This window comes from Uliginosibacterium sp. TH139 (genome assembly GCF_002855595.1).
Taxonomy (GTDB): Bacteria; Pseudomonadota; Gammaproteobacteria; order Burkholderiales; family Rhodocyclaceae; genus Uliginosibacterium; species Uliginosibacterium aquaticum.
Window position 1 is genome coordinate 168304 of the sequence record NZ_PKRR01000005.1, and the last position, 15209, is coordinate 183512.

Sequence of the window (15209 nt, forward strand, 5' to 3'; positions counted from 1 at the left end):
GCAAGACATGCAGCAAGGATTGCGCCAGCCATCCTACAAGGCAGGGCGCCGGAAGAGGCGACAGGCCTCCAGCGACTGCGCGAGCGCATGAGTTCGGTGCTCCGCCCCCGCCTCCCCGGTACCAATCCCTACATTTTGTAAGCTTCACCACAGCCAGCCACAGCCCACAAACCCAGCCAAATCAAGGCCTTCCAGCCAGGCACAAGCTTTGCGAAGCTAAGCCCGCCGGTCGTGGCCCATCCTCGTTCGGCCCTCTCCCCCGCCTCTTCTCCTCGGGGCGGGAGAGGGGAGTTTGCAGCGCTGCGGCGCGAGTTGCATCCCTCATCACCGGACTGCCGCCATGAAAGCCTCCGACATTGCTGCGCTGAAAGACGAACCGGCCTGCGCCCACAACAAGGCGGAGGAAAAGGCCGGCTGTGCGCGTCCCAAGCCGGGCGCCACAGCAGGTGGCTGCGTGTTCGACGGGGCACAGATCGCGCTACTGCCGATTGCCGATGTGGCCCACATCGTGCACGGCCCGATCGGTTGCTCCGGCAACTCCTGGGACAACCGCGGCACCCGCTCTTCCGGCCCGACCCTGTACAGCATCGGCATGACCACCGATCTGACCGAGCAGGACGTGATCATGGGCCGCGGCGAGAAGCGCCTGTTCCACGCCATCAAGCAGGCCATCGACGAATATGCGCCGGCCGCCGTTTTCGTCTACACCACCTGCGTGACCGCCGTGATCGGCGATGACGTGGCCGCCGTCTGCAAAGCTGCTGAAACGCGCTGGGGTGTGCCGGTAGTACCGGTGGATTCGGCCGGTTTCTATGGCAGCAAGAACCTCGGCAACCGCATCGCCGGTGAAACCATGCTCAAGCATGTAATCGGCACCCGCGAGCCGGAGCCCGCACCCTACGTGCCAGGCATGCCCGATGTAAAAATCCATGACGTGAGCCTGATCGGCGAATACAACATCGCCGGCGAATTCTGGAACGTGGCCCCGCTCTTCGACGAACTGGGTCTGCGCATCCTCGGCACGCTCTCGGGCGATGCGCGCTACCACGAAGTGCAGACCCTGCACCGGGCCGAAGCCAGCATGGTGGTGTGTGCCAAGGCCTTGCTGAACGTGGCGCGCAAGCTGCAGGAGCGCTGGCAGGTGCCCTTCTTCGAGGGCAGCTTCTACGGCGTAGCCGACACCTCTCAAGCCCTGCGCGAATTCGCCCGCCTGCTGCGCGATGCGGATCTCACGGCCCGCACCGAAGCGCTGATCGAGCGCGAGGAAGCCTGGATCAACGCGGCCCTCCAGCCCTGGCGTGAGCGCCTTGCGGGCAAGCGCGTACTGCTCTACACCGGCGGCGTGAAGTCCTGGTCTATCGTCTCGGCGCTGCAGGACCTGGGCATGACAGTAGTCGCCAGCGGCACCAAGAAATCCACCGAGGAAGACAAGGCCCGCATCAAGGACTTGATGGGCGAAGACGCGGTGATGATCGACGAAGGCAGCCCGAAGGCCTTGCTGAATGCCTACAAGGATTTGCGCGCCGACATCCTGATCGCCGGTGGCCGCAACCTCTACACCGCGCTGAAGGCCCGCATCCCCTTCCTCGACATCAATCAGGAGCGCGAATTCGGCTACGCCGGCTATCGCGGCATGCTGGAGCTGGCGAAACAGCTCGCGCTGACCATCGAAAGCCCGGTGTGGGCTGCCGTGCGCAAGCCCGCGCCGTGGGCCAGGAGCAAGGCAGCCGGCACGCCTCTGGGGCTGCGTAGCCCGGATGCAGCGCAGTGGAGTCCGGGAACACCGCTCACGCCCGAGCCCCCGGATTCCGGCCTGCGGCCTTCATCCGGGCTACACGAGCAAGATTCACTTGAGGTCGCACCATGAGCGAAATCATCAAACGCAGCAAGCCGCTGTCGGTCAATCCGCTCAAGGCCAGCTCCACGCTGGGCGCCTCGCTGGCTTTCCTGGGCCTGCGCCGGGCGATCCCGATGATGCACGGCTCGCAGGGCTGCACCGCCTTCGGCAAAGTGTTCTTCGTGCGCCACTTCCGCGAGCCGATCCCGCTGCAGACCACCGCCATGGATCACATCGCCACGGTGATGAACTCCGATGAAAACGTGATCGAAGGTCTGCGCACCCTGTGCGAGAAGAGCAACCCGGATGTCATTGGCCTGCCGACAACAGGGCTTGCGGAGACCCAGGGCAGCGATGTGCAGCGTCTGCTGCGCCAGTTCCGCCAGCAATATTCGCAGTTCGAGCACATCGCCATCGTGCCAGTGAATACCCCGGACTATGCCGGCAGCCTGGAGAGCGGTTTCGCACAGGCCGTGGAGGCCATCATCGACGCACTGGTTCCGGTCTCGAGCAGTGTCGGGCGGCGCCGGCGCCAGGTGAATGTGCTGGCCGGCGCCGCCCTCACGCCGGGCGACATCGAAGTGATCCGCGACTGGATCGAGGCCTTCGGCCTGCGCGCGGTGATCCTGCCGGATCTGGGCGACTCGCTCGACGGCCACCTGATCGAAGCCGAGACCACGCCATTAACGCTGGGCGGCACGCCGCGCGACGAGATCGCCAGCATGGGCGAATCCATCGCTACCCTGGTCATCGGCAGTTCCCTGAGCAAGGCCGCCGACCTCCTGCGCAGCCGCAGCGGCGTGCCGGACTATCGTTTCGATCATCTGATGGGGCTGGATAGTTGCGATCTGTTCACCGAAGCCCTTGCCGAACTCTCAGGCCAGGCAGTGCCGCCGCGTTTCGAGCGCCAACGCGCGCAACTGCAGGATGCGATGGTCGACTCCCACTTCATGACGGGCTTTCTGCGGGTCGCCGTGGCCGCCGAGCCGGATCTGCTCGCTGGCCTGCACGCCTTGCTGGCCGGCGCGGGCGCCGAAGTCGTCGCGGCCGTATGCCCGGTGAATGCCGAGATCCTCAAGCGTCTGCCACTAGCCCAAGTCCATCTGGGCGACCTGCAGGATCTGGAACGCGAAGCGCGCGCCCATCACGCCCAGCTCGTGATCGGCAGTGCGCACGCGGTACAGAGCGCCCAGCGCCTCGCCCTGCCACTGCTGCGTGCCGGCTTTCCCGTGTATGACCGGCTGGGCGAATTCGCCCGCCCCTGGGTGGGCTACCGCGCCACGCGTCAGGCCCTCTTCGATATCGCCAATCTCGTCCTGGAGCACCACCATGACACTCCCGCCTATCGCTCCGTGTTCTGGTCTGGCGGACCCCGCGAGCGCGAAGTCTCCCTCCCCGCTTCGCAAGCTCACCCTGGCCTGGTCCGCCACTGACCCCGAGCCGGGCACGCTGCGCATCGCGTTCGCGAGCCGCGATCGCCTGCATGTCGACCAGCACTTCGGTGCTGCCGAGGGCTTCGTCCTCTACACGGTCGATGCCGAGCGTGCCCGGCTGGCGGGCGTCATGGAGTTCGCGGCCGAAGCCATGGATGGCAACGAAAACAAGCTGGCCGAGAAGATCGACGCGCTCTCCGGCTGCGCCGCCATGTACTGCCTCGCCGTGGGTGGCTCGGCGGTGCGCCAGTTGCTCGCCGCCGGCATCCAGCCGATGAAGCTCGACGAAGCCGCGCCCATCGATGGCCTGCTGCTGGCGCTCTCGGAAGCCATCCGTGATGGCGGTGTGCCCTGGATTGCCAAGGCCTTGCGGCAGGATGGCGACGCCAGCCGCTTCGAGCGCATGGCCGAGGAAGGATGGCAGGAATGATTCAGCGCCCCGCCCGCGTCATCGCGATCCATGCTGATCATATGCAGGTGGCGTTTGACCCGGCCTCTGCCTGTGGCAGCTGTGGCAGCAAAAAGGCCTGCCATGGAGAGAATCCAGAACACAGCCTGCAACTGCCTGTGCAGGCCGGATTCTCTGCTGGCGACGAAATTCTGCTTGGCATCGAAAGCCGCACGCTGACGCTCGCCGCCCTGCTTGCCTGGCTGATGCCGGCGCTCGCCCTGCTGCTCGGCGCAATGCTTGGCCAAGCCCTGTTCGGCAGCGATCTGGCCGCCATTCTCGCCGCGCTCGGGGGCCTCGCCGGCGGCCTGCTGATCGCCCGCCAGCTCGCCCGGCGCTACGCCGACGATCAGATGCAACCCTGCATCCAACCCTGTTTCCAGACCCCCACCGGGAGCACTTCATGAGCACCACCGACCCCATCTTTGAAACCGACTTCATGCGCGAAATGCTGCGCCAGGTCCGCGCGCTCGATAGCTATGGCGTGCATGACGGCAAGAGTGTCGAACAACTTCTCGCTCCCTTTGTGCTGAGCAAGGAAGCCCGCAGCGCGATTCCCATCCTGGGCGATCCGGATCCGGTCACGCTCTCCCGCGTCCGCGCCTTCTACAACGCGATTGCGGTACTGATCGAAAAGGAATGCGGGCAGATGGCCGTGCCGCTGGTGCACCTGTCGCACGAAGGTTTCGGCCGCGTGATCATCACGGTGGGCAAGCTGCTGGTGCTGGACCGCGCCCTGCGCGACGCCCACCGCTTCGGCTTCGAGAGCTTCTCGAAGATGAAGACCGAGGCAGACAAGCAGCTCTCCGTGGCCCTCGAACTGGCCGGCCGCTTCCCCGAAGTCGCCGGATTCTGAGGAGCCGGTCATGGACGACACCGCGCTGCGCGAACTGGACAAGGAAGTGCGCCGCCTCAAGCGCATCGCTTCCGAATGGGCCGGTCAGCTCCACGATCTGGTCGAAGATCGCCTGCCCGCCGCCTATGCCGAGATTCCCGGCATCTCAAACAGCACCTACGAAGCCTGCCAGGCCTGGGCAGACGCCAACGCGCGTCTGCTTGCGGCCCAACAGGACGCACGACCAACCGAGACACCCTGAATCAGCCATTTTCATACCACCAGCCTAGGAGTTTCACCATGGACCCCATCACCGGTATCACCCGCGGCGGCAAGCCCTGGACCCCCGAGTTCGCCACTGCGCTGAACGCCAAGACCTGCATCGGCTGCGGCCGCTGCTACAAGGTGTGCACCCGCGACGTGCTCGAATTGATCGACCGCAGCGAGGACGACATCTCTGAGGACGACGAAGACGATAGCGAAAGCATCTCCTCAATCATGTCGCTGGCCAATCCGGATGACTGCACCGGCTGCGGCGCCTGCTCGCGCGTGTGTCCGAAAGCCTGCTTCACCAACACGCCGATGCCCCTGGCCGCCTGAGCGTGAGCACCGTAGCCCGGATGCAGCGCAGCGGAATCCGGGGAGTGCCGCACTCCCGGATCCCCACCTGCAGTCCTCATCCGGGCTACGCCTGATCATGCCCCCCCTCAGCGATGCCAGCCCGGCGCCCTTCCTGATCCTGTACCACGCCCAGGCCACCAGCGCCCGCCTGCGCTTCCTGTGCCTGGCGGAGGGCGTTCTCGCCTTCGGCCCTCTGCCTCACCCGCTGACCCTACGTGACAACGCTCACACGCCCCACACAGTGCGCCCGATGCCGGCCGCCTGGAGTGCCGAGGCCTGCCGACGTCTGGAGCTGCCGCACGACGCCATCGAGGCCGATCACGACTTCCTTGAAGAAGTGCTGCACGAGGGCAGTGCATATCCGGTGCTGCTGGCACGTTTCACCAGCATTGATCCACCTTTTGCTCTGGCAGAAACCCTACACGCCCGTTTCATCAGCCTGCTCGAAGCGCGCAGGCGCCCCGCACTGGAACGCGAACTGCTGCGACGGGCCTATACCCACATCCTCGGCTAGCCAGATCGCATAGCCACGCCAGGTTCGGCACTTCCGGCTGTTGCAAACCCGACAGCCAAAGCCGACAAAAACCACCTCAAAACACCCCGAAACCCGCATGGCACGGGTGTTGCAAAAGCATAGGCATGCCTCAATCGCACGACCAACGGAGATCAAGTCATGTGGGATTACACCGAGAAAGTCAAAGAACACTTCTTCAACCCGCGCAACGCCGGCCCGCTCGAAGGCGCGAACGCCAGCGGTGATGTTGGTTCGATCCAGTGCGGCGACGCCCTGCGCCTGATGCTCAAGGTGGAGCCGGAAACCGAAATCATCCTCGACGCCAGCTTCCAGACCTTCGGCTGCGGCTCCGCAATTGCCTCCAGCTCGGCGCTGACCGAAATCATCAAGGGCATGACGCTGGATGAGGCGCTCAAGGTCAGCAACCAGAACATCGCCGATTTTCTCGACGGCCTGCCGCCCGAGAAAATGCACTGCTCGGTAATGGGCCGCGAAGCACTGCAAGCCGCGATTGCCAACTATCGCGGTGAAGAATGGGTTGATGATCACGAGGAAGGCGAGCTGATCTGCAAGTGCTACGCCATCGATTCCGCCCTCATTGAATCCGTGGTGCGCGAAAACAAGCTCACCACGCTTGAGCAGGTCACCCACTACACCAAGGCCGGGGGTGCCTGCGCCTCCTGTCACGAGAAGATCGAAGGCGTACTGGAAAAGATCCTGGCCAGCCAGTGTGAAGCCCCCGCCATCAGCAAGCCCGCTGAAGAAGCCGTGGCGCCGCTCGCCGCGGGCGAGAAGCCCAAGCTCACCAACATCCAGCGCATGCGCAAGATCGAAGAAATCATCGAATCCGTGCGCCCGATGCTGCAGCGCGACCACGGCGATATCGAGATCGTCGACATCGTCGGCAAGAACATCTACGTCAATCTCAAGGGCGCCTGCATGGGCTGCGCACTGGAAGCCGCCACGCTTGGTTCGATCCAGCAGAAGCTGTTTGAAGAACTGGGCGAATACGTGCGCCTCCTGCCTGCCTCGCAACTCGAAATGGCCCGCTGATCTGAATGTAGGTGCGACTTCAGTCGCACGACAACGGTCAAAAGGCCGACTGAAGTCAGCCCTAAGATGCGCGCGTCGCCGCCCCGCCCTGCACCTCCAGAGAGGATCCAATCATGAAACCGATCTATTTCGACAACAACGCCACCACCGCCTGCGATCCCGCCGTGGTGGAAGCCATGCTGCCCTTCTTCACCGAGCAGTTCGGCAATGCCTCCTCGATTCACAGCTTCGGCAATCAAGTCGGCCTCGCGATCAAGGCCGCCCGCAGCCAGATCCAGCAGCTGCTGGGCGCCGAGCATGACAGCGAGATCATCTTCACTGCCGGCGGCACCGAGTCTGACAACACCGCCATCCTCTCCGCACTGAAAGCCCAGCCCGAGCGTAACCAGATCATCACCACGGTGGTCGAACACCACGCCATCCTGACGTTGTGTGAGCAGCTCGAAAAGGATGGCTACGTGGTGCACAAGCTGCGCGTCGACAAGCGCGGCCGCATCGACATGGACGAGTACAAGGCCCTGCTCTCGGATCGCGTCGCCATTGTTTCCGCCATGTGGGCCAACAACGAATCGGGCACCATTTTCCCGGTCGAGGAAATGGCCGAATACGCACATGCCATGGGGGTGCAGTTTCATACCGATGCGGTGCAGGCCGTCGGCAAGATCCCGATTGATCTGAAACGCACGAAGATCGACATGCTATCCGTTTCGGGCCACAAGCTGCATGCGCCCAAGGGCATCGGCGTGCTCTACCTGCGCCGTGGCACACGCTACCGCCCGCTGATGCGCGGCGGCCAGCAAGAGCGCGGCCGCCGCCCCGGCACCGAGAATGCGCCAGCCATCATCGGCTTCGGCAAGGCCGCCGAACTCGCCCTTCAACACATCGACACCGAGAACAGCGATGTGCGCTACCTGCGCGACAAGCTTGAGCGCGGCATCCTCGCCCAGATACCGAATGCCTTCCCCACCGGCGATCTTTCCTGCCGCCTGCCCAACACCAGCAGCATCGCCTTCGAGTACGTGGAAGGCGAAGCCATCCTGCTGCTGTTGAACAAGCTGGGCATTGCCGCGTCTTCCGGCTCGGCCTGCACCTCGGGCTCGCTGGAGCCTTCGCATGTGATGCGCGCCATGGGCATTCCCTACACGGCCGCCCACGGCACGATCCGCTTCTCGCTCTCACGCTACAACACGCTGGAAGAAGTCGAGCGCGTGATCGCCGCAGTGCCACCGATCATCGCCCAGCTGCGCCAGATTTCGCCCTACTGGAATCCGGTCAAGAACTGTCCGGCCGACCAGGCTTTCGCGCCGGCTTACGCGTAAGGCAGCAACAAGCAAAAGCCCCGCTGGCGATTGTCGGCGGGGCTTTTCGTTTCGTGACTGCGGGATTTGTAGGGTGCGCAATGCGCACCGTTTCAAGCGTCAATCCATTGCCAAGAAAGGGCCCGCGTGCGCGATGCGCACCCTACTTGGCTTGCGTCAGTAGGCGACCATAACCGATGGGCATTGCGCACACTGTAGCCCGGATGCAGCAAAGCGGAATCCGGGAGAGCGGCGAGGAAAAGCCCCGGATTCCGGCGTAGCCTTCATCCGGGCTACTTGCTGGAATCCGGTCAAGAACTGTCCGGCCGACCAGGCTTTCGCGCCGGCTTACGCGTAAGGCAGCAACAAGCAAAAGCCCCGCTGGCGATTGTCGGCGGGGCTTTTCGTTTCGTACTTGCAGAATTTGTACGGTGCGCATTGCGCACCGTTTCAAGCGTCGATCCATTGCCACGAAAGGGTCAGCGTGCGAGATGCGCGCCCTACTTGGCTGTGGGTAAGGCGGAGTGCCAACTCCGCCTTACGCGGCGACCGCCATCTTCTCGGAAAACAGACGTTCGACGTTTGACATGAGAGTCCGCGCCCGACGTGCCGAATGGCCACTCCCGATGGAGGGGGGCGGTGTCACTCGTCGCGGTGGGCTTATTGCTGGACGCAGTAAAGAGCGGCTTGTATCGACACGCAATCAGCAGTGCTGCCGCCAGAAGTGAAAGCGAAGACGCCGTTGTTAGACGACGATCCGAATGTCGCTAATTTTCCGACGATGGAGCCTGTTTGTCCCCACCTTGAGCAATTGGCTTCCGACACCGCGAACGTTCCTCCGTTGCCAATCCCTGTCCACGTCCACCCCCAAAGACCGTTTGACGAGCAACCTACGCACTGAACTGGATTCGGCATGTTCCTGAAAGAAGAAGCAAAGTTGGCACTGGCCGTCGTTACATCAATCAAGACATCGTCATACGCTTGATAGTACGAAGTGTTTGGTCGCAGTACCCAATCAATCGGTCCAACCGCATCACGGTTGACTCCGTCGACAAGCAGTGCTTTGTAGATGTGGTTGCTGGGCTTTGACGCAGATAAATTACAGAACGCATCTGCCTTTTGTATCGCCGTACTACCTGGCAACGTCTGGTCGTTGGCGAAGTCGCCACTATGAGCCTCTTTCGTAACGAAAATTTTTGGGCCAGAAGATACGGTGCGGGTAGCTTCACCTCCGCCGCCGCCTCCGCCGCCGCCTCCGCCTCCGCCTCCGCCTCCGCCTCCGCAACCGGTCAAGAGGACTGAAACAATAAGTGTGAGAAATACAGTCGTGTATTGCATAACGAAGAATCTAACTGTTGGTATGGTTTTGAATAGCCGCAGTTAGCCAGGTAGAGTGGGCTCGGCAAGCCCACACCTTTGTCGATGGCATCTGATCGTATGCTGCGTGGGCACTCTGTGCCCACCCTACGCATCACTACACATGACCACTTTCGGCACTTGCCGTAAATACCCGCCCCTGGCCGGCAGCACGCAGGGTGCAATAAGCGTCAGCGCATTGCACCGATTCTTGGCACGATTACCGGCGCGGAAGTATGTCTTCCGTAAGCATTCGGTGCAATGCCCTTCGCTTATTGCAGCCGCCCCACGCACTCAAGCTGCCGCCGCAACCAGCCGGCGATAAAGCTCCAGATAGCTGCGCGCCGCCACATCCCAGGAAAATTCCTGGCGCATCGCGCACTGCATCACTTGCTGCCACTGCGCTGGCTGGTGGTAGAGATCAAGGGCGCGCTGCATGGCCAGCCCGAGGCCGTGCGGGCTGGCCTCGTCGAAGCTGAAGCCGGTGGCCTGATCTGCCTTGAGCGCACGCTCGCTGGCATCCACAACGGTGTCGGCCAGCCCTCCCACATGGTGCACCAGCGGCAGGCAGCCATAGCGCAAGGCATACAGCTGGGTCAGGCCACAGGGCTCGAAGCGCGAGGGCATGAAGAGGCTGTCGGCACCACTGATCACGCGGTGCGCCAAGGCTTCGTCATACACCGTGCGCACGGCTACCTGCTGCGGATGGCTGCGGGCGGCCTCCAGGAAGGCGGCTTCCAGCGCCCGGTCGCCACTGCCCTGCACCACCAGTTGCGCCCCCGCTGCGAGCAGGCCTGGCAACACGGCCAGCACCAGGTCTAGCCCCTTCTGCGCGGTGAGGCGGCTCACCACACCGAAGAGCGGCGCGCCCGGCGCCGCCGCCAGGCCCATTTCTGCTTGCAGGCCGGCTTTGCACAACGCTTTGCCCGCGAGCTGCCCGGCACTGTAAGGCGCCACGATGCCGGCATCCTTCTCCGGGTTCCAGACCGCGTAGTCGACTCCGTTGAGCACCCCGAAGACGTTGCCGGCTCGGCTCTGGATCACGCCTTCGAGACCGCAGCCGAACTCCGGTGTGGCGATCTCACGGGCATAGTTGCCACTCACCGTGGTGACGGCATCGGCGAACTTGAGGCCGGACTTCATGAAGGAGAGCTGGCCGTGATACTCCAGCGCACTGGGCACGGCGAAACGGCTGGGCAGGCCCAGCAGATGAAAATCCGCCAGCGAAAACAGGCCCTGGTAAGCCAGGTTGTGCACGGTGAATACGGTTGCGGCCTGGGTCGGCAGATGCTGCACGATGTAGGCACAGGCCATCGCGGCATGCCAGTCATGCGCATGCACCACATCCGGCAGCCAGTCTGCATCCAGCTCGCCGGCCGCCAGTTGCGCCGCCACCCAGCCCAGCAAAGCGAAGCGCTGAAGATTGTCCGGCCATTCAAGGCCGGCACTATTCTGATAAGGCCCACCATCGCGGCGATAGAAATACGGCGCATCCACCACATACGCCGGCACGTGGCTGAAGGGCATCTGGCCCTTGATGAGGCGCACCCGCGCTGCGCCGAACACCGGGCCGATCTCGCACACTGTTTCGGGGGCCAGCACGGCATCGATGATCTGCGGCAGGCCCGGCAGCAGCAGGCGTACATCCGCGCCCTGGCCAATCAGGGCCTGGGGCAAGGCGCCGAGCACATCGGCGAGCCCGCCGGTTTTCACCAGCGGGAAGATTTCAGCAGCGACATGCAGCACCCTCATGACTGCAAGGCCGCCAGCATGTCGCGCGTCACCAGGGTCACCCCACCTTCGGTGCGATAGAAGCGTTTGGCATCCAGCTCAGGATCCTCGCCAATCACCATGCCATCAGGAATCACGCAGTCGCGGTCCACCACGGTTTTGTTCAGGCGCACATGGCGCCCGACCTGTACTCCGGGCAGCAATACCGACCAGCGCACATGGGCATGCGAGTGCACCCGCACATTGTTGAAGAGCATGGTGCGCACGACTTCGCCGGAAATGATGCAACCGCCGGACACGACCGACTCGATGGCCGCGCCGCGCCGACCCGGCTCGTTATGCACGAACTTGGCCGGCGGCAGCTGGGCCTGATAGCTCCAGATCGGCCAGCGGGTGTCGTACAGATTCAGTTGAGGCTCGGTGGCGGTGAGGTCGATGTTGGCATCCCAATACGCATCAATGGTGCCCACGTCGCGCCAATATGGTGCCTCGCCGGAGCGGTTGCGCACACAACTGAGTGCAAACGGATGAGCCGCAGCCTGGGCATTGCGCACTGCACGCGGGATGATGTCCTTGCCGAAATCATGGCTGGAGGTGGGATCGGCCAGATCGCGCTCCAACTCCTTGTAGAGATAGCGCGCGTTGAACACATAGATGCCCATGCTGGCCAGCGACATCTCCGGGTTGCCCGGCATCGCCGGCGGATCGGCCGGTTTCTCGACGAACTCGATGATGTTGTCGCTTTCATCGACCGCCATCACACCGAAATCACAGGCTTCCTTGCGCGGCACAGCGATGCAGCCCACCGTGCATTCGCGGCCTTTCGCTACGTGATCGGCGATCATCAGCGCATAGTTCTGCTTGTAGATATGGTCACCCGCGAGCACCAGGATGTAGTCGGCGCGGTAAGCCGCAATGATGTCCTGGTTCTGGTACACCGCGTCGGCCGTACCCTGATACCAGCGCTCATCTTCAGTGCGCTGCTGAGCCGGCAGGAGATCAATGAACTCGTTCATCTCCGGCTTGAGAAAAGCCCAGCCCCGCTGCAGGTGGCGCAAGAGGCTGTGGGACTTGTACTGGGTGATCACGCCGATACGGCGGATACCGGAATTGAGGCAGTTGGAGAGCGCGAAATCCACGATGCGAAATTTGCCACCGAAATACACCGCAGGCTTGGCGCGGCGGTCAGTCAGGTTCTTCAGGCGACTGCCGCGCCCACCCGCAAGAACCAGTGCTACGGTACGTTTCGGCAGATCCAGGCTCTGCGCCAGATCGGGGGAGACCATGTATTCATCCTCATCCAGTTATTCGGAAAAACAGGCTGAAACCACCACCACTTGCAATACCTACACCCAAACCGCGCTATAAATGCCACTGACGGAAGCGCTACGAGCGCTACGCAATGCAACAAGGCCCGCTACTTGCGTGGTGATGAGTCTATTGCGCTCGATGCACCGAAACAAGGCAGACATACGAGGACGTGGCACGAATCATTCCAGCCTGTCTGCCGCGCAAGACAATAAACCCGACCCCAGCCAGATCGATACAAGGAGATGCCGTGAATTCACCGACCCCAGACTCCATTCCGGCCCTGAACGCGGCCATCGATGAACAGCTTCTGCGCACCGTGGGCGTAGCCCGCCAGGACGCCACCAGCACCGATCTGATGAAGGCCCTGTCGCAAGTGGCTCGCGAAGAGCTCTCGCAGCGCTGGGTTGAAACCCAGGCAGCGGACCGCGGCGGCAAGGCGCGCCGCGTGTACTACCTGTCGATGGAGTTTCTGATCGGTCGTACGCTCTCCAACGCGCTCGGCGCGCTGCGCCTGAGCAATGCCGGCGCCCAGGGCATGCTGGACCACGCCCATACCCTTGAAGAAATCGCCGATCAGGAGCCGGATGCAGCGCTGGGCAATGGCGGCCTGGGGCGTCTCGCCGCCTGTTTTCTCGACTCGATGGCCAACCTGGGCCTACCGTCCTTCGGCTATGGCATCCGTTACGAATACGGCATGTTCAAGCAGAAGATCGTCGGCGGTGCGCAAACCGAGTTGCCCGATCCCTGGCTGGCCGATGGCACGCCCTGGGAATTTCCGCGTGCCGACATCAGCTTCCCGGTGCGCTTCGGTGGCTGGGTCGAGCACATCGGTGATCGCGCGGTATGGCGCCACGCCGGCGAGGTGGTGGCGAAGGCTTATGACATGGTGATTCCCGGTTACGGCACCCGCAAAGTCAGCACCCTCCGATTGTGGAAAGCCGTTGCCCCGGCCGACCTCGATCTTCAGGCCTTCAACACCGGCGACTATGGGCGCGCCGCCCAGGTGAAGAACGAGTACGAGAACATTTCCTGGGTGCTGTATCCGAACGACAGCACGCCGGCTGGCCGCGAACTGCGCCTGCGCCAGGAGTACTTCTTCGTTGCCGCTTCGGTACGCGACATCCTGCTGCGCCACATGATGGAACATGGCACGCTCGATAACCTGCATGAGCAGGTTGCCATGCATCTGAATGACACCCACCCGGCCATCGCGGTCGCCGAGCTGATGCATGTGCTCTGTGACGAGCACAGCATGCCCTGGGCCAAGGCCTGGAGCATCTGCCAGAAGACCTTCTCCTACACCAACCACACCTTGATGCCGGAAGCACTGGAAACCTGGCCGGTGGCCCTGATGCAGCATGTACTGCCACGCCATCTGGAAATCATCTTCCGCATCAATGCCGAATTCCTCGCTGAAGCCGCCAAGCATCGGCCGGGAGACAACGGTTTCCTCGCCCGCCTGTCCCTGATCGACGAAACCGGCGAGCGCCGCGTGCGCATGGCCAACCTGTCGGTGGTGGGCAGCCACATGATCAATGGCGTGTCGGCCCTGCACTCGGATCTGCTGGTCAAAACCCTGTTCGCAGACTTCGCCAGCCTGTGGCCGGAGCGCTTCACCAACATGACCAACGGCATCACGCCCCGGCGCTGGCTTTCGCAGGCCAATCCAGGGCTCGCCGCCCTGATTGACAAGAACATCGGGCCCGACTGGCGCAACCATCTGGATCAGCTCAAACAGCTTGAAGCCCTCAAGGACGATGCCGCGTTCCGTGCCGATTTCATGGCCGTCAAGCGCCAGAACAAGGCCCGCCTCGCCGCCCTGATCGCCCGCAGCACCGGCATCAAGGTCAATCCGGACAGCCTCTTCGATGTGCAGATCAAGCGTATCCACGAGTACAAGCGCCAGTTGCTCAACGTACTGCACGTAATCTGGCGCTACCAGGCCATCCTCGCCAACCCGGCGGCAGACTGGACACCGCGCGTCACGATCTTCGCCGGCAAGGCCGCCTCCAGCTACACCGCCGCCAAATCGATCATTCATCTGATCCACGATGTGGGCAACGTCATCAACAACGACCCGCGCATCGGCGACAAGTTAAAACTCGTCTTCATCCCCAACTACGGCGTATCGGTTGCCGAGGTGATCATGCCCGGCGCCGATCTCTCCGAGCAGATCTCCACCGCCGGCACCGAAGCCTCGGGCACCGGCAACATGAAGCTCGCTCTGAATGGCGCGCTGACCATCGGCACGGATGATGGCGCCAACATCGAAATCCGCGAAAACGTGGGCGACGACAACATCTTCATCTTCGGCCTGCGCACCCCCGAGGTGCTGGCCATGAAGCAAGGCGGCTATCAGCCGATGCGCATCTACGAGAGCAGCCCGGGCCTCAAGGCGGTGCTCGATGCAATTGCCGGTGGCCAGTTCTCGCCCAACGAACCGGGCCGCTATCGCGGGCTGGTCGATGCGCTGCTGTGGGGAGGCGATCACTACATGCTGCTGGCAGACTATCAGTCCTACATCGACACCCAGGCCAGAGTGGACGCGCTCTACGCGAAGCCGGACGAGTGGGCCAGCAAGGCCATCATCAACATGGCCAACATGGGCACATTCTCGTCGGACCGCACCATCGCCCAGTACGCGAAGGAGATCTGGAATATCCCGGTAGCGCCCTGAGCTGCAAGAACGAGCCCTGCAGGTGCGCCCGTAGGTGCGACTTCAGTCACACACTACATCTGGCAAGCCGGCTGAAGCCGGCCCTACACCTGCAT

Annotated in this window: 14 protein-coding genes; 11 read left to right on the forward strand and 3 right to left on the reverse strand. The window is 63.0% G+C overall.

The features are described 5' to 3' along the window. Positions 1-340 precede the first annotated feature (340 nt). The 10 genes from nifE to nifS all read left to right on the forward strand — a co-directional run bounded on the left by nifE (position 341) and on the right by nifS (position 8060). Positions 341-1867 carry a nitrogenase iron-molybdenum cofactor biosynthesis protein NifE gene (gene nifE / locus C0V76_RS13420; protein WP_101943029.1) on the forward strand — a complete coding sequence of 509 codons (1527 nt, stop codon included), beginning with the start codon at positions 341-343 and terminating at the stop codon, positions 1865-1867. Further along, on the forward strand, positions 1864-3270 hold the full coding sequence (gene nifN, locus C0V76_RS13425) for a nitrogenase iron-molybdenum cofactor biosynthesis protein NifN (RefSeq protein WP_101943031.1): 1407 nt from the start codon (positions 1864-1866) through the stop codon (positions 3268-3270). Before nifE ends, nifN begins: the two co-directional genes overlap by 4 nt. After that, the gene (locus C0V76_RS13430) at positions 3167-3700 is read left to right on the forward strand and encodes a NifB/NifX family molybdenum-iron cluster-binding protein (RefSeq protein WP_101943032.1); all 534 of its coding nucleotides are present in this window, start codon (positions 3167-3169) and stop codon (positions 3698-3700) included. Before nifN ends, C0V76_RS13430 begins: the two co-directional genes overlap by 104 nt. Beyond that, entirely contained in the window at positions 3697-4125 is a 429-nt protein-coding gene (locus tag C0V76_RS13435; protein ID WP_158239244.1) for a SoxR reducing system RseC family protein, read from the forward strand. The genes C0V76_RS13430 and C0V76_RS13435 overlap by 4 nt, the downstream gene beginning before the upstream one ends. Beyond that, positions 4122-4574, forward strand: a complete 453-nt coding sequence (locus tag C0V76_RS13440) for a NifX-associated nitrogen fixation protein (protein WP_101943036.1) — start codon at positions 4122-4124, stop codon at positions 4572-4574. The genes C0V76_RS13435 and C0V76_RS13440 overlap by 4 nt, the downstream gene beginning before the upstream one ends. Before the next feature lie 10 nt (positions 4575-4584). Then, a complete protein-coding gene (locus C0V76_RS13445) occupies positions 4585-4815 on the forward strand; it encodes a CCE_0567 family metalloprotein (RefSeq protein WP_101943037.1) in 231 nt (76 codons plus the stop codon). A 38-nt stretch (positions 4816-4853) separates the two neighbouring features. Continuing rightward, the gene (gene fdxB, locus C0V76_RS13450) at positions 4854-5153 is read left to right on the forward strand and encodes a ferredoxin III, nif-specific (RefSeq protein WP_101943039.1); all 300 of its coding nucleotides are present in this window, start codon (positions 4854-4856) and stop codon (positions 5151-5153) included. Positions 5154-5250: 97 nt separating this feature from the next. Next, the gene (locus tag C0V76_RS13455) at positions 5251-5688 is read left to right on the forward strand and encodes a hypothetical protein (RefSeq protein WP_101943040.1); all 438 of its coding nucleotides are present in this window, start codon (positions 5251-5253) and stop codon (positions 5686-5688) included. A gap of 159 nt (positions 5689-5847) precedes the next feature. Continuing rightward, positions 5848-6741, forward strand: coding sequence for a Fe-S cluster assembly protein NifU (gene nifU / locus C0V76_RS13460; protein ID WP_101943042.1), 894 nt, complete (start codon positions 5848-5850; stop codon positions 6739-6741). A gap of 113 nt (positions 6742-6854) precedes the next feature. Continuing rightward, positions 6855-8060: a cysteine desulfurase NifS gene (nifS, locus tag C0V76_RS13465; RefSeq protein WP_101943043.1), complete on the forward strand. Its 1206-nt coding sequence runs from the start codon at positions 6855-6857 to the stop codon at positions 8058-8060. Between the two features lie 639 nt (positions 8061-8699). Here the strand turns inward: nifS and C0V76_RS20460 are convergent. From C0V76_RS20460 to glgC, 3 genes are all read right to left on the reverse strand, one after another. Continuing rightward, a complete protein-coding gene (locus C0V76_RS20460; RefSeq protein ID WP_101943044.1) occupies positions 8700-9377 on the reverse strand; it encodes a DUF1554 domain-containing protein in 678 nt (225 codons plus the stop codon). A gap of 312 nt (positions 9378-9689) precedes the next feature. Next, positions 9690-11147 (reverse strand): glycogen synthase GlgA, encoded by a 1458-nt coding sequence (gene glgA, locus C0V76_RS13475; protein ID WP_101943046.1) that lies wholly within the window; start codon positions 11145-11147, stop codon positions 9690-9692. Continuing rightward, on the reverse strand, positions 11144-12412 hold the full coding sequence (glgC, locus tag C0V76_RS13480; RefSeq protein WP_101943047.1) for a glucose-1-phosphate adenylyltransferase: 1269 nt from the start codon (positions 12410-12412) through the stop codon (positions 11144-11146). The genes glgA and glgC overlap by 4 nt, the downstream gene beginning before the upstream one ends. Positions 12413-12684: 272 nt before the next feature. On the opposite strand from glgC, the gene C0V76_RS13485 reads away from it, so the two are divergent. Beyond that, entirely contained in the window at positions 12685-15114 is a 2430-nt protein-coding gene (locus C0V76_RS13485; RefSeq protein ID WP_254048245.1) for a glycogen/starch/alpha-glucan phosphorylase, read from the forward strand. The last annotated feature ends 95 nt before the right edge of the window (positions 15115-15209 follow it).